Source organism: Seleniivibrio sp. (genome assembly GCF_021209385.1).
Taxonomy (GTDB): Bacteria; Chrysiogenota; Deferribacteres; order Deferribacterales; family Geovibrionaceae; genus Seleniivibrio.
On sequence record NZ_JAJOIL010000035.1, the window covers coordinates 98,886 to 113,573 of the forward strand.

General features: G+C 43.6%; 14 protein-coding genes. 3 read left to right on the top strand and 11 right to left on the bottom strand.

What is annotated here, in order from left to right:
- Positions 1 to 10 precede the first annotated feature (10 nt).
- From uvrC to LRY47_RS11825, 5 genes are all read right to left on the bottom strand, one after another.
- Positions 11 to 1,810 (bottom strand): excinuclease ABC subunit UvrC, encoded by a 1,800-nt coding sequence (gene uvrC / locus LRY47_RS11805; protein ID WP_295225676.1) that lies wholly within the window; start codon positions 1,808 to 1,810, stop codon positions 11 to 13.
- Complete coding sequence (locus tag LRY47_RS11810; protein WP_295225677.1) at positions 1,810 to 2,169, bottom strand: NifB/NifX family molybdenum-iron cluster-binding protein; 360 nt, start codon at positions 2,167 to 2,169, stop codon at positions 1,810 to 1,812. Before LRY47_RS11810 ends, uvrC begins: the two co-directional genes overlap by 1 nt.
- A gap of 64 nt (positions 2,170 to 2,233) precedes the next feature.
- Positions 2,234 to 2,611: a NifB/NifX family molybdenum-iron cluster-binding protein gene (locus tag LRY47_RS11815; RefSeq protein WP_295225678.1), complete on the bottom strand. Its 378-nt coding sequence runs from the start codon at positions 2,609 to 2,611 to the stop codon at positions 2,234 to 2,236.
- Positions 2,612 to 2,675: 64 nt separating this feature from the next.
- Positions 2,676 to 4,676 (bottom strand): methyl-accepting chemotaxis protein, encoded by a 2,001-nt coding sequence (locus LRY47_RS11820; protein ID WP_295225680.1) that lies wholly within the window; start codon positions 4,674 to 4,676, stop codon positions 2,676 to 2,678.
- A gap of 241 nt (positions 4,677 to 4,917) precedes the next feature.
- Positions 4,918 to 5,736 (bottom strand): MerR family transcriptional regulator, encoded by an 819-nt coding sequence (locus tag LRY47_RS11825; RefSeq protein WP_295225682.1) that lies wholly within the window; start codon positions 5,734 to 5,736, stop codon positions 4,918 to 4,920.
- Positions 5,737 to 5,988: 252 nt separating this feature from the next.
- Here LRY47_RS11825 and LRY47_RS11830 point away from each other — a divergent pair, with 252 nt between their 5' ends.
- The 3 genes from LRY47_RS11830 (at position 5,989) to LRY47_RS11840 (ending at position 9,466) form a co-directional block, all read left to right on the top strand.
- Positions 5,989 to 6,489 (top strand): cytochrome c3 family protein, encoded by a 501-nt coding sequence (locus LRY47_RS11830; RefSeq protein WP_295225684.1) that lies wholly within the window; start codon positions 5,989 to 5,991, stop codon positions 6,487 to 6,489.
- A 20-nt stretch (positions 6,490 to 6,509) separates the two neighbouring features.
- Positions 6,510 to 8,147 (top strand): FAD-dependent oxidoreductase, encoded by a 1,638-nt coding sequence (locus LRY47_RS11835; protein WP_295225685.1) that lies wholly within the window; start codon positions 6,510 to 6,512, stop codon positions 8,145 to 8,147.
- Positions 8,148 to 8,221: 74 nt separating this feature from the next.
- Entirely contained in the window at positions 8,222 to 9,466 is a 1,245-nt protein-coding gene (locus tag LRY47_RS11840) for an OprD family outer membrane porin (protein WP_295225687.1), read from the top strand.
- 168 nt (positions 9,467 to 9,634) lie between these two features.
- Here the strand turns inward: LRY47_RS11840 and LRY47_RS11845 are convergent, their stop codons facing one another.
- The 6 genes from LRY47_RS11845 to sucD form a co-directional block, all read right to left on the bottom strand.
- Positions 9,635 to 10,798 (bottom strand): MFS transporter, encoded by a 1,164-nt coding sequence (locus LRY47_RS11845; protein ID WP_295225688.1) that lies wholly within the window; start codon positions 10,796 to 10,798, stop codon positions 9,635 to 9,637.
- A 219-nt stretch (positions 10,799 to 11,017) separates the two neighbouring features.
- Positions 11,018 to 11,566, bottom strand: a complete 549-nt coding sequence (locus tag LRY47_RS11850; RefSeq protein WP_295225690.1) for a 2-oxoacid:acceptor oxidoreductase family protein — start codon at positions 11,564 to 11,566, stop codon at positions 11,018 to 11,020.
- A gap of 11 nt (positions 11,567 to 11,577) precedes the next feature.
- A complete protein-coding gene (locus LRY47_RS11855) occupies positions 11,578 to 12,384 on the bottom strand; it encodes a 2-oxoacid:ferredoxin oxidoreductase subunit beta (protein ID WP_295225692.1) in 807 nt (268 codons plus the stop codon).
- Positions 12,384 to 13,517 (bottom strand): 2-oxoacid:acceptor oxidoreductase subunit alpha, encoded by a 1,134-nt coding sequence (locus LRY47_RS11860; protein ID WP_295225694.1) that lies wholly within the window; start codon positions 13,515 to 13,517, stop codon positions 12,384 to 12,386. The genes LRY47_RS11855 and LRY47_RS11860 overlap by 1 nt, the downstream gene beginning before the upstream one ends.
- A 15-nt stretch (positions 13,518 to 13,532) precedes the next feature.
- On the bottom strand, positions 13,533 to 13,727 hold the full coding sequence (locus LRY47_RS11865; protein ID WP_132874186.1) for a 4Fe-4S binding protein: 195 nt from the start codon (positions 13,725 to 13,727) through the stop codon (positions 13,533 to 13,535).
- Between the two features lie 72 nt (positions 13,728 to 13,799).
- Positions 13,800 to 14,678 carry a succinate--CoA ligase subunit alpha gene (gene sucD / locus LRY47_RS11870; RefSeq protein ID WP_295225697.1) on the bottom strand — a complete coding sequence of 293 codons (879 nt, stop codon included), beginning with the start codon at positions 14,676 to 14,678 and terminating at the stop codon, positions 13,800 to 13,802.
- Positions 14,679 to 14,688 lie beyond the last annotated feature (10 nt).

Sequence of the window (14,688 nt, forward strand, 5' to 3'; positions counted from 1 at the left end):
GGAGTTAATATTAAATGGATTTCACAAAAGAAACCACTTTTTCAGCAAGATTCAGCGGTATTTTGCACAATGAAGCAAGCTCTTCGGCTGCAAGTTCTTTTTCACGATAAATATCCGGATATGCCTCCAGTATTTTTTTCAAAGATTTTTCACCCATTCCGGCTATATCAAGCAGAGGGGATTTTTTGAAGTCTTTGAGCGCGAGTTTACGGCTGTAAGTTATGGCGAAGCGGTGCGCCTCGTCCCTTATCTTCTGCACAAACAGCAGAACCGGACTGTTCTTTTTCAGGTTCAGCGGATTTTTTCTGCCGGGGAGGTGGATAGACTCTATGGAATCCTCCTGCCTGTCCTTCATAAACTTTATAGAGCGACCTTTGGAAATTGATATGAAATTGGCGCTGACGCCCTGCTCCTGCATGGCTCTCACTGCGCTGTTAAGCTGACCTATGCCGCCATCGACAATATACAGGTCTGCCAGAGGTTCGCTGCCCTCTTTAATATTTTCAAACTTGCGTGAGAACAGCTCATATATGGAAACGAAGTCATCGTTCTCCGCCGTTTTTATCTTATATTTTCTGTACTGCGGAGGCGCGAAATCTCCGTCCACAGTGACAACGGACACGCCCACCGTACCTTTCCCGCCAAGGTGTGATATGTCAACACATTCAACTCGCTTGATCTCCCCTTCGTATTCGGTTATCTCTTTGAGACGAAGGCTGATATCCCGCCTGCGGCTGAGTTTTTTCAGATATAGTTCCGTCTGTATCTTTCCGTTCTCAAGCCCCAAAGCGTAAAGCTGTGCAAAACCGCGCTTTCGCAGAACTACCTTGCGTCCGGCGCTTCGTTCCACAGCATCGTGAAGCGTGTCGGTGTCCTCCAGCCCGAAAACCGATATCATATCCGGAAAACTTACCACGGATGAATAAAGCTGTAAAATATACGATTCCAGAACCTCTTCGGGATTCTCATCCTCAAAGATATCCGTGCGGCTGCCGACGAGCTTTCCGCCGCGGACAAAAAGAACCGTGATGCCGGATACGTTCTCCATAGTGTGCGGAACAAAAACGTCAATGCTCCGCCTGTCTTCTGCCAGAACAACCGTCTGCTTTATGAACAGCCTTTCGATGTTGCGTATCCTGTCGCGCAGTTTCGCCGCCTCTTCAAAATCCATGCGGTCGGAAAGGCGCATCATCTCGGACGTCAGACGCTCCTTTATGCTCTCATAGTCTCCGTTGAAGAAGTCGCGAACCTCTTTAACCATGTCGGAATATCTGTTGCGGCTAATGAGATTTTCGCAGGGACCAAGACACTGCTTTATCTGATATTTCAGGCACACCCTGCCCTCTTTAAACTTAGTGTCGGTGCAGGTGCGCAGAGGGAACGCTCTGAGAATTTCCTCAGTGATGCCGCGCAGAGCCGTAACATCGGTGTAAGGACCGAAATATTCTCCGGCATGTCCGGATTCGCGGGTGATAAGCAGTTTAGGATAGTCCCCGTCTGTGATACGAATATATGGGTAGCTTTTGGAATCCTTAAGCCGGACGTTATATCTCGGCTTTTCGGTTTTGATAAAATTATTTTCAAGGAGCAGTGCTTCCGCTTCGCTTGTTGTCACAACAAACCGGAAATCCCTCGCCGCCTCCAGCATTTTCAGTGTTTTCAGCGGTTTATGCTCCATATCGGTAAAATACGACGAGACCCTGTTTTTCAGGTTCTTCGCTTTGCCAACATAGAGAATTTCGTCATTCTTTCCGATATAAAGGTAAACCCCGGGATTTTCGGGGACATCTTTCAGTTCAGGCTTAAACATCAGCTGTTACAGTCGCAGTTGCCTTCGTCATAACCGTAAACGGTGAGGCATCCTTTCTTATAGTTCTCAAGGTCTTCTTCAACAATGCCCGTCTTTGCCTGCATGACATGAACGCCGTTGTCCATGAGTCTCTGCAAAGCTCCGGGACCGATGCCGCCGGTAATGACAACTTCCACACCCTGATTGGCAAGCTCTATGGAAGGATTGCACGAACCGGTCGTCTGGAGATCCTGGGCATAGATAAGCCCTGCCTCTTTGGTATCCGTTTCATAAGTGATAAAACAGGGAGCCGCACCGAAATGATGAGTAATCACACTTTTCATACCCTGAAAAGAATCTACAGGAAAACATATTTTCATAAGGAACCCCCTTTGAGCTTAAAAATTACCCAAAGGGGGTCGTTTGTCAAGAAGTTTGGAAATGTTAGTGGTTGCAGGAATGGCTTCCGCCGCCGCAGAGCTGTTCCTTTCCGCCAAGCTTTGTCAGCCTGTTGTTTATGAAATTTTCCACATCGGCGTTAACTTTGCCGTCCCTTGCCTGATAAACACTTACACCGTCAGACATAAGTCTCGTCATTGCCCCCTGACCTATGCCGCCGACCACGACAGCATCCACACCCGCGCCGGAAAGAGCAGCGGCTGGGTTACATGCGCCATGTTCGTGAACCGCATCGCGGTTGTTTATAAAACCAGCCTGTTTTGTGTCAGTATCGAATGTCACAAAACCGGGCGCTGAACCGAAATGTCCGTATATCGGACTTTCAAGTCCTTTGTCCTGTTCAACAGGAAAACATATCTTCATGGTACCACCTCGTTGTGTATAATTACCATTTATATGATATGGGCATATGCCAATAAGTCAAGAACTATTTTACTTTAAACCTCTCCATACTCCGTTTAAGACTGTCGGAAATCTCTGCCAGACCTGAAGAATTCTCTGCTATACTGTCAGCAGTATTTTTTACTTCAGAGGAAATCACCGCAACGTTTTTAATATCGTTATATATCTGGTCGCTGGTAGCCGCCATTTCGTGTGTTGCCGAGGAGATGTTGCCAACCATGTTCTGAAGCTTTGAAACCTCCTGTTCCAACTCGTTCAGAATAACGGATATCCTCTCGGAAGATTCAACTCCGGCGCTGACCTGTCTCGTAACGCCGCCCATGGAGGTCGTAACCTTGCTGACCTCTGTGCGGGTACCTGAAACCAGTGAAGATATCTCTGTAGTTGCCTGCTGCGTTCTCTCTGCCAGCTTGCGCACCTCGTCTGCAACGACGGCAAAACCTCTGCCGTTTTCACCGGCACGCGCTGCTTCAATAGCGGCATTGAGTGCCAGCAGGTTTGTCTGGTCTGCGATATCGCTTATCACGCCGACAATGTTGCTTATCTCGTCCGACTTCTCGCCAAGCCCTGTCACAAGAATGGATGATTCATCAACCGTATCCTTTATACGCATAACTCCTGTGAGAGATTCTTCCACAGCACCCTTGCCCGTATGCACCTTTTCCCATGTGAGGCGGGCAAACTCGGAAATATCACTGAGATTTTTGGCTATGTCATTGGTAGTGCTTGTCATCTCTGTTGCGGAAGTTGCTATCACAGCCGTACTGCCTGACTGTTCCGCCATGCCTGCGGAAAGCTCTACTGCACCGGATGACAGATCAGCACTTGATGTTTTAAGGGTGTCTGCAGTCTCCTGAAGCTCTTTTATCATATCGCCAAGGCTATTTGTCATCAGTTTGACAGAATGGACAAGACTGGAAGAATCGTCCGCTTTAACATGCATATCCGCCGTGAAATCGCCGCCTGCAACCTTCTGCATAACGTCGATAACAACGTCCGGCTCTCCGCCGAGCCTCCTGACAAGCTTGTTAACGGTCACCAGCACTATTAAGACAATTATTGCCGTTGCGATCACCGCTATAATAAAAATAGTGTTTTTCAGGATTGCAAGAACTGCGAATATCTCTGAGTAAGGTATCTCAACCCCGAAAAGATATGTATAATCAACACCGTCTATTTTAACAGGGCAATAGATAATAAAATCGTCGTTGCTGACTACGCTCACAGGCAGACCTTTTTCTGCCGCTTCAGCGGCTTCCGGTTCGGTGAGTTTCTGCCCTTCTTTTGTTTTATCTTTATGCGATATTACCGTCATGCTATTGGTCGCCAGAAAGGCAAAACCTGTATCATAAACTTTTATGCTGCTTATCATGCTTTTGACGTCGTCAAGAAGAACATCCACTCCGGCAACGCCTATGATTTTTCCGTTAACAGTGAAAGGGTAACTTACTGTAACAGTAGTAATATTTTTCCCGTCAAACGAATAAGTGGCTGGCTCTGCTACATAGGGCTTGCCACTGTTCAAAGGTTTCTGATACCAATCGCTCACAGAACCGGTATCATACATTGAACTCGCAAAAGACCTCGCTATGCCGCCTTTATCGCGATAAGGCATTGGGCAGAACTGTCCTTTTTCGTTTGTGCCATCAGCATTTCCGCCTGCAAGTTCGGCATCTTTACCGTCATACTGGTTCGGTTCCCAGACTATCCAGACGTCAAACAAATTCGGATTTTTTTCCAGAACACGCTCCAACATGTCCAAAACCTCTTTTCTGGAAACAGTGGCTCCTGATGCTGAGAGCATGGAAGCAGTGTCAGAGAGTGTTCTGGCAACTGACAGAGCAGAACCTACGTCCTCTTTCAGTTCGTTGCCATATCGGTTTGCAAGATTGTCTGCACTTGTGGAAGCAATGGAGCTGATATCGCCTTTCAATCCGTTATAAATGAAAATGTCAGCGGCTATAAAAGCAACAACCACCGCTGTAATGACCGGTACAAGCACCTTCATTTTGAATGACAGTTTCATAGTTCCTCCTTGTTCAATCATTATACCTTTTTTGTATGTAACTATTTTTAGTATAGATGTCATATTTTTATATTTATAAGTTTACCCTATGTTCCAAACCAATCAAATAGAAATAGACTTATAAATAATTATAGAAATATACGAACGGGAGGGAACCAGTGACAAAAAAGCCCCTCATGTTTCCATGTGGGGCTTTTAATACCAGAGAAAATCAATTTTTTAATGTAATATTCAGTCTCTTTTATTCAACAGGAATCCAATATTCATAATAAATTCTTCCAGCGTTAATATTTGAATGAAGTTGTCTCTCTTTATCAATGAACAATTGGCAACCAAACATATCACCATTAACAGTATAATTGTTTTCTTTAATATATTTATTTATCAATCTGACAGATTCCAATCTGCTTTCTTGAGTGGAACCATGCGACTGGACAGTATACAGGCATTTTCGGGCTTCCAAACGTTTCGTCAGTCCGCGTTGTTCAAAATCGCTTTGATCAATAAACTTAGAGTCAATTGAATAACCATGATAGCTTTTCCATACACAATCTTTAAGTAATTCATCCTGTTTAACCAACATAAAGAAATGAACAAGAGGCAGATAATGCAGCCATTTGGCAATAAGTTGTACTAATTCAGAGTTGCATACTATTTTTCTGTCATATGAATTGATAAGATAAGATATTTCAGGGCTTTCGCAAATTGAAAATGTACCAAGTTTCTTGGGAATATTAGTAATTTTTGATCTATAATCTGTAAGAACTCTGCTAACCTCAAGTAACCTTTTAGATTCTCTTTGAAGTTCTTCCTCTTTCATTTTCAGTTTATCTTCAATATCGAGGATAGTTCCGTTTTTCATAATATCTATAGTTTCTTTCACAGAAAATCCGCAAGACCTGAAAAAAGCACACTTGACAAGCTGTTTAAGATGCTGAGCTTCGTAATACCTGTAGCTGTTTCTGTAATCCCGTTCAGGTATGACTACTTTTTCATTTTCATAAAACCGTAGTGCTTCTGTGGTGCAATTGAACATCTTTGCAACTTCAGCAATTTTCAAACTCATCCCCGTCTCCAAACGACTAAGTATTCTTAATGAAGTTTTTTCAAAATGAGCATTGACCTTAAAGCTTCTTTATACCTTATAGTCCGATTAATAGCTAGCTAATTTACATGAACCGACGGGTTTAAAGGAGATTCTAATGGGTTAACTATTTGTAGCAAAGACAAGTAAAAAAACCGGGAATTTTCTGTTTCCGGTTGCTATTTAAGGTTTTGAACAGTTTTAAATTAGTTAAAAGAGGAAATAAATATGATGATATTTACAAAGTATCTGACAGCCATTTTATCAACGTTTTTGGTCATATTCTCATTGAGCGGACACGTTGACGCAGGTGAAAAAGACAACAGTTCTCAAACTGTTAAACATTATTACGACTCCATAAAATCAGAGAATAATCTTGCAAAAGTACACGGTGATGCCGGGCTCAGCTGCATCGACTGCCACAGTGACTATACTGCAAAAGGAAACAGCAAAAGCGATACCTCTGTTTTAAAACTCAAAAGTTCAGGCGATGAATTATGTCTAAAATGTCACGATCTTAAAGAGGTTGACAATAAAGTTGTTTATAAAGGTCAGGGACCATCAGGTGCTGATGTCCGCCCGCACTCACAACACGTTGCCGACATCCATTGCGCAACCTGCCACAGCATGCACAGAAAATCCAATCTGATGTGTGCAAAATGCCATGTCCAAAAATGGATGAAAACTCTTCCCAAACGTTGGAATACACCGCTCAAAACTGAAAATTAATTGTAACAAAGAGGGAAATGATGAATTCAAAAAATAAAAAAACAACGGATATGTCACGAAGAAGCTTCATGAAAACAAGTGCTATGTCAGCACTGGGAGTTGCATCTGCAAGTCTGATATCAGGTGTTGCTCCGGAAGTTGAGGCAAAAACAGCACTAGTACAAAGTAACGGTAAATATGGCTTTGAAACTCCTCCAAGCCCGATTCCATCACGTATGATCAGGGAATTCGCAACTGCTGACGTTATCGTCGTCGGCGGAGGAATCTCAGGCGTTATGGCTGCAAAATCAGCACAGGAAAATGGAGCAAAAGTTATAGTGCTTCAGAAAGGACCTGTCGTAATGTGCCACGGTTTTTCTATGGGCTGCATAGATTCAAAAATCCAGATTGAGAAAAACATAAGAATCAACAAAATGAATGCAATTACAGAATTGAACTATCAGAGCCTGAACAAACCGAAATTTGAACTGTTGAAACTCTGGGCAGAACACAGTGGGGAAACTTTCAATTGGATTGATGATATGACCACCAAACACGGAGTCAAAGGTATTTTCATTCCTAATGCAGGGACAGAATCCGGAGAAAGTGGAGGAAAATACTGGTTCAATTCTTACTGTACAGGGCACAAATGGAAAGGCGGGATGATCGTAGCAATAAATCTCGTTGCTAAAGAAGCTGTCAAAGCGGGTGTTGAATTCCGCTTCAACACTCCGGGCAAACAACTAGTGCAGGACAAAAGCGGCAGAATTACCGGAGTAATAGCTAAACACGAAATAACAGGAGACTACATACAATTCAATGCAAAAAAAGGTGTGATCCTGTGTACTGGTGATTACGGCAACAATCCAGACATGCTACAAAAATATTGCCCTGCTGCTGTTGGTCTCAAAAGTTATTATACACCACGCCACAATACAGGCGATGGGCATTTAATGGGTATCTGGGTTGGAGCCGAAATGGAAAACGGCATCCATACTAAAATGGCACATGTCCACTCCACGCCTGACTTTGCAGACAGTGACGCACCCGGACGCGGAATGCCGTGGCTTGCTGTCCAAAAAGAGGGAAAACGCTTATGTAACGAAGACATTCCTTTTTATTTGATGGCAAATCAGACTCTGAATGCAACAAACCCTGACGGTCTTTATTACAACATTCTCGACTCTGACTGGGAGGAAAACCTTAAACAATTTCCTCCGCGCGTTGCCGGTGCAATAGACCGTCAATCTTTTGACGAAGCTCTTAGCAGAGGGTTAATTATTAAAGCGGATAAAATAGAAGAACTGGCAAACAAGCTGAATCTGCCGGCAGAAACATTTTCAAAAACTGTTGCAAGATACAATGAACTTGTCGAAAAAGGTGTTGATGAAGATTTCGGAAAAATAGCAGTTGACCTTTCATTTATCAAAAAAGCCCCGTTCTACGGAATACCGAGATTATGTTGCATATCTGCTATCCTTGGCGGGATCAATATCAATACAAAAATGCAAGTTCTCGATAAAGAACAACACATTATACATGGGTTGTATGCTGCCGGTAATGTGTCAGGAGGATTTTTCGGAGGAGCAAATGATTACCCTTTCCCAATTATAGGCTTAAGCGTCGGAAGAGCCACTACTTTTGGTCGACTTGCTGGCAGGTATGCCGCAAAAGGCTGATTTATATAGTTGTTTCCTGTCCGACAGCAAAATTTCTGTCGGACAGGTTTTTTAATCTTAACGGGAGAAATGTGATGCAAAAATTCATAACATTAAAACTTTTTTTATGTCTGGTATTTTTAACCTATTATTCAGACGCAAATGCCGCAACTACGCTTCAGGAAGCATTTTCACAAGGAACTATCAGAGGAGAATTAAGAGCGAACTTCTTCAGCAGAGATTTTGAAGATAGTAACAAAAAGGATCGAGAAGATTTTGCAGCAGGTACATCTTTGTATTATCACACTGCACCGATGTATGGACTCAGTGCAGGAGCGGCATTTGCTTCAGCCAATGATATTGACAGCGACAGAGATAAAGCAACATATGGAATGCTTGCCGCAGATCATGAAAATGTTGCCAGACTGCAGGAGTTCTATATTCAGGGAGACTGGTTTAAAACAACTTTGAAGTATGGCGCTCAGGAATTGGAAACACCGTTCATGAATACTCACGATATACGTCTTTTACCAAGAACCTATAAAGGGTTATCCATCAAAAACAATAGTATTGATAACATGAAACTTTCCGCTTATTACATAACGGAGTCCGCAGGCTGGACAGATGATGATTTTGTTACTCTGTCGCAAGCTGTGGCTGCAGAATCAGGCGGTGCATCATCAATACCGGATGAAAAAGCAATGGTAATTCTAGGTGCCGAATACAATATTCCCACTGATATTGTTAAATCGAATGTTCAGGGTTGGTATTACACTATGACAGACGTGTTTAATCAAACCTATCTTAAAACTTCAGTATCTAAAAATCTCAACAACGTTACAATCTATACAACCCCTTCTGTTTTATGGCAAAAATCTCAGGGTGATGAACTGAACGGTAATCTCAGTACATATCAATACGGGCTTAATGCAGGAGTAAAAGCTTTAGGATTTAACCTGACGGGTTATTATGCAAAGACAGGAGATGATGCCATTCTTGCTCCTTGGGGAGATGAAAAAATTGTTATCCTGCAGCTTTATCACTCTGAAAGAGCAGAGGAAGACACATACGCCTTAAAGCTTAACTATGATTTTAGTAAAATCGGAATAAAAGGACTCAGTTCATACATTTTTTATGCTAATTTTGACACTCCTGATTCCGGTGCAAACGCCTCGTCTGATGCCTCTGAAACAGATTTAAGCGCGACATATTCTTTTCATGGTGCTCTTGAAGGTGTCAGCATTAGAGCAAGATATGCAATGGTCAACATTAAAGACGGCAAAGATATTAATGATTTAAGGTTTTACGTTAGCTTTAAATTCGGGTCGAAATCAAAATAAGCTCGTCCTCCTGTCATTTTACACAACGGAGCTGTAGGTACTCTGTTGTGGTCTATTCCAGTGCTGGGTACCTGTTTTCGACAACAGGTACCCAGCTTAATTCACACCATCTGCTATTTAAATATATCTAAAAATGTCTGCTCTCATTTCCCCACAGACTTATATGGTTTATTTCAGAATATGATTTCTGTAGCTTTTAAGCACAAACATATAAAACATAATAAAAGGAATAATATTCATAACACCGACGGAAGTATAGAGAATATTCAAAGGCATTGATTCCGTTATCTTTCCGCAAAAAACCGCACCAGCAACAATACCCATTGAATATGCACACTCAAGCGTTGAATTTGCTCGACCGATAGATTCTTTTCTGACAATTTTTGATGCCATTACCGGCAACATAGTGTGTTCAACTCCCACACCGAATCCTATCAGTAACCCACCGCTTATCATGCTGAAATAATCTGTTGCGTTACCGAATATGTAATACCCTATAATATAAAGTACATAAGATAACCATGCGATGTAGCCCGGGTCACGTTTATCCAGAACATAGCCAGCAAGAGGGCGCATAATAAAATTCCCCAAAGCATATGCCATTATCACAACACCGGCATTCATTACACCTTCGTTTCTGGCGTGGATAACAGCATACGACATAAATAACCCATGCCACATACTTGCTACAAATCTGAGAAATGCCAGAGAAAGCACTCTATATTCTATGAAGCATTCTAAAGACAGTTTGCGTTTTGGAATCTGTGTTTGTTCAATCTTTATAAATAATACCGGAATAATGAGAATAAACCCCGTAATTGTCAGTAGAGCAAAAAGAGTTCTATATGATTCTATATCAATTATATAAAACACAGATGATGATGCCAACAACATGCCAAAAACGGATGTCATGCCAATTAGTCCTAACCCTCTTCCTGCATTTTCCTTGTTGACAATATCTATTGTCAGTGCAGGATATATTGCCCGAACCGCTCCGGAACCAACGCCATGAAGCAATCTGACAAACAAAAGGAGCATGAAAACTGCGGCAAAATAATATAAACCTGTACACGCTATACATAATAATAAACCAAAAATAAAAACTGTTTTTCGCCCAATTCTGTCCGTTATGTATCCAATAAAAAACTTAATAAACAATGCTGATACTGAAAAAATACCTATGAATAGACCAATATAACTCCTGCTATAATCCATATTTTCAGATATATATACAGGGAAGATCGCTATTATGCTGTATTCAACAATAGAAAATAGTGACATGGAGAAAAACAAGAGCAACATATTAAAAGACATCAGCCGATACTTTGCCATAACAATCAGTTCCTATCAGTATCTTTTCCTGTTGAAAGATATTTTGTATGTAAACATTATATATCTGACCAACAGATTTTTAAACAAAATACTGTATCTGCCTTAACAAAATAATAACATTAACTTTTATATGTAATAGGAACTCAATAAAATGCTTCATCATAAAAAAAGCCCTGCGGAAAACCACAGGGCTTTTTAAATTTAGGCTTTAAAAATCGCTTACAGAGCTTTTGCAGCTTTCGCCAGTTCGATACCGGCGTTAATAGCGTTTTTATTAAGTTCTTCTGTGCCTTTGGGAACTCTGGAAAGAACCGCTTTTTCAAGGGTTTCGGGTTTAACGAAACCACAGATTTCGTTAAGTGCGCCGAGAGTTACCACGTTTGCAACCATCGCTTTACCCACTTTTTCAGCGGCTGTGCGGATGATAGGCATCATGTAAACTTTCCAGTTGCCTTTGGGCGCGGTTTTGACCATAAGGTCGTCCAGAATAAGGATACCGCCGTCCACAAGGTCTTTGGAATATTTGTCTGCTGCTTCCTGAGTAAGGGCAACCAGAACATCGGGAGCCATTACTTTCGGATAGTAGATTTCTTCGTCACTGATAATAACTTCCGCCTTGGAAGCACCACCGCGCGCCTCAGGTCCGTAGGATTGAGACTGGATAGCTTTTTTACCCTCAAGAACGGATGCGCCGGCTGCGAGGATGATACCTGCCGTGATCATACCCTGACCGCCTGAACCGCTGAGTCTGATTTGATGTCTAGCCATTATATCACCTCTTAGCTCAGCCCGACGTTAGCATCATATGCTTCAACGTATTCGGGCTTTTCAACGTCATGAAGAACGCCTATCGGGAATTTGCCTGCTTTTTCTTCTTCAGACATTTTTTCCCACTGTGCTATTGCCACAGAGTGCTCTTTCTGCCATTCGATCATACCTGCGGGGCTCGCAAGTTTGTTTTTACGTCCGTAGCCTGTGGGGCATCCGGCGATGATCTCAACAATAGAGAAACCTTTGTGCTCAAAAGCCTGTTTCATCAGTTTTTCCATAGGAACAGCGTGGTAAGTTGTTGTTCTTGCAACAAATGTAGCACCTGCGCCGATAGCCAGCTGAGCAATATCGAACTGGTTGTCGGAGTTACCGAAAGGAGCTGTAGTCGCACGTGAGCCTTTGGGCGTTGTGGGCGAATACTGACCGCCGGTCATACCATAGATGAAGTTGTTGAACACGAAACAAGTGATGTTAATGTTACGACGGCAAGCGTGGATGAAGTGGTTACCACCGATAGCCGTCATGTCGCCGTCACCGCCCATAGCGATAACATTGAGTTTGGGGTTTGCAACTTTAACGCCTGTTGCGAAAGCAAGTGAACGTCCGTGTGTTGTGTGGAGTGTGTTGAAATCCACATAACCGGGAAGACGTGAAGCGCAACCGATACCTGATGTCATAACAACATCATCTTTTTCCCAGCCGATGCTGTCGATTGCTCTTATCATAGATTTCATAATGATACCATAGCCGCAGCCGGGGCACCAGATATGAGGGATTTTACCTTTTCTGAGGTATTTGCTGTAATCGTAGGACATTATTTACCCCCCTTGATTTTGTTGAGGATGGTAATGGGGTTGATAGGTTCTGAGTCAATCTGGAATATTCCTTCAACTTCAGGGGAGCCTTTCAGCACTCTTTCAACTTCAAGAGCTGTCTGTCCGAGGTTCATTTCGGGCACGATAACTCTTTTAACTTTACCTTTGTATTTCAGAAGGTGTTTGTCAGGGAAAGGCCAGATTGTAAGAGGTCTGAAAAGACCGACTTTAATGCCTTCCGCTCTTGCCATCTGAACTGCTTCTTTTGCGGAACGTGCTGTAGAACCGAATGCAAAGATAAGGATTTCCGCATCGTCGCACATCATTTCGTCAACAACAACGATCTCGTCGTAATGGTCGTCCACTTTCTTCTGCTGGCGGATTTCGTCAGCCTGAGCCAGTTTACCGTCGTTTGAAGGGAAACCGTCGGGAAGGTGGTTAAGACCTGTTATGTGATAGCGATAGCCTGAACCGAAATCGGCCATAGGAGCTACGCCGTCAGCTTCGGGTTTGTAGGGCAGATAGTCTTTGGGGTCGCAAGTAGGACGCTTGCGGTCAATAACTGTAAGATCGCCGGGTTCGGGCATCTCAACTGCTTCTCTCATGTGACCGATGATCTCATCTGTAAGAAGGATAACGGGCATACGGTATTTTTCAGCAAGGTTGAAAGCTCTTACGGTTTCGTTGAGTTGTTCCTGTACAGTCGAGGGAGTCAGAGCTATACAGGGGTGGTCTCCGTGTGTACCCCAGCGTGCCTGCATAACATCAGACTGTCCGGGACCTGTGGGAAGACCTGTAGAGGGTCCGCCTCTCATAACGTTAACAATAACGCAGGGAATCTCGGTCAGGTAACCGTAACCAAGGTTCTCCATTTTAAGGCTCATACCGGGACCGGATGTAGCGGTCAGTGATTTTTTTCCGGCTATAGAGCCGCCAAGAGTAGCCGCCATAGCAGCAAGCTCGTCTTCCATTTGGATAAATCTTCCGCCCAGTTTGGGCAGTCTCGCAGCAAGTATCTCTGCGACTTCAGTGGAAGGTGTGATAGGATAGCCGGCATAAAAACGGCAGCCCGCATAAAGAGCACCTTCACATACAGCCTCATTCCCCTGAAGGAACTTTACTTGTTTAGCCACAAATTCCTCCTAATATTATTTCTTATAAACTTCGATAGCAAAATCAGGACATCTAAGCTCGCACTGCATGCAGGCGATACACTTGTCGAGATCTTTAACGGCGGCCTTGAAATCTTTCATTTCAAGGGCGTCAACAGGGCAAAGTTCTACGCAAATCTCGCAGCCTTTGCAGAGATTGACGTAAATTTCAATTTTTTCTGCCTTAGCCATTTACCTCTCCTTATCGAATTTGAGACATTCCCATTCTATTTAAAACCGTAAATTGAAACGGTTTTTAATCCTTTATTTCCCCAGAACCTCGGCAACCTTTCTGCCGATGTCCGCAGGTGAGTGAACAACATGAACGCCGCACTTTTCAAGGGCTTCCATCTTCGCTGCGGCTGTGTCATCGCCGCCTGAAATAATGGCTCCCGCGTGTCCCATCCTCTTTCCCTTAGGCGCCGTCTGTCCCGCAATAAAGCTGACGACGGGTTTGGAAAAATTCTGTTTTATCCACTCGCCCGCCTTAACCTCCGCCTGTCCGCCTATCTCTCCGATAAGCACGACACACTCGGTCTGGGCGTCGTATTCAAACATCTCAAGCAGGTCTATATATTTAAGTCCGATAATGGGGTCGCCGCCTATGCCTATGCACGTTGACTGACCGAACCCGAACGAACTTACCTGTTTAACCGCTTCATATGTAAGGGTTCCCGATTTGCTTATTATTCCCACTGTTCCGGGTGCGTGTATCTCGCCCGGCATGATGCCCATTTTACATTCACCGGGGGTGATTACGCCGGGGCAGTTGGGACCCACAAGCATTGTGCGGGATGTACCCGTCTTCATCATTCTTTTGACCTTGAGCATGTCCTTAACAGGTATGCCCTCGGTGATGCACACGCAGAGGTCGAGGTTAGCGTCCACAGCCTCCATAACGGAGTCGGCAGCGAATGCCGGCGGAACGTAAACTATCGAAGCGTTGCAGCCTGTCTTTCTGACAGCTTCCATCATTGTGTCGAAAACCGGAGTTCCGTCCACCTCGGTTCCGCCCTTGCCCGGCACAACGCCCGCAACAATGTTGGTTCCGTATTCTTTCATTCTGGCCGCGTGGAATCTGCCCTGCGAACCGGAAAGACCCTGCACCACCACTTTGGTTCTGTTGTTAACAAGTATGCTCATGCGACCTCTC

Coding starts and splice junctions, on each gene's coding strand:
- LRY47_RS11830 (WP_295225684.1), top strand. CDS start 5,989: ATGATGATATTTACAAAGTATCTGACAGCCATTTTATCAACGTTTTTG.
- LRY47_RS11815 (WP_295225678.1), bottom strand. CDS start 2,611: ATGAAGATATGTTTTCCTGTTGAACAGGACAAAGGACTTGAAAGTCCG.
- LRY47_RS11840 (WP_295225687.1), top strand. CDS start 8,222: ATGCAAAAATTCATAACATTAAAACTTTTTTTATGTCTGGTATTTTTA.
- sucD (WP_295225697.1), bottom strand. CDS start 14,678: ATGAGCATACTTGTTAACAACAGAACCAAAGTGGTGGTGCAGGGTCTT.
- LRY47_RS11855 (WP_295225692.1), bottom strand. CDS start 12,384: ATGTCCTACGATTACAGCAAATACCTCAGAAAAGGTAAAATCCCTCAT.
- LRY47_RS11865 (WP_132874186.1), bottom strand. CDS start 13,727: ATGGCTAAGGCAGAAAAAATTGAAATTTACGTCAATCTCTGCAAAGGC.
- LRY47_RS11810 (WP_295225677.1), bottom strand. CDS start 2,169: ATGAAAATATGTTTTCCTGTAGATTCTTTTCAGGGTATGAAAAGTGTG.
- LRY47_RS11845 (WP_295225688.1), bottom strand. CDS start 10,798: ATGGCAAAGTATCGGCTGATGTCTTTTAATATGTTGCTCTTGTTTTTC.
- LRY47_RS11820 (WP_295225680.1), bottom strand. CDS start 4,676: ATGAAACTGTCATTCAAAATGAAGGTGCTTGTACCGGTCATTACAGCG.
- LRY47_RS11850 (WP_295225690.1), bottom strand. CDS start 11,566: ATGGCTAGACATCAAATCAGACTCAGCGGTTCAGGCGGTCAGGGTATG.
- LRY47_RS11835 (WP_295225685.1), top strand. CDS start 6,510: ATGAATTCAAAAAATAAAAAAACAACGGATATGTCACGAAGAAGCTTC.
- uvrC (WP_295225676.1), bottom strand. CDS start 1,810: ATGTTTAAGCCTGAACTGAAAGATGTCCCCGAAAATCCCGGGGTTTAC.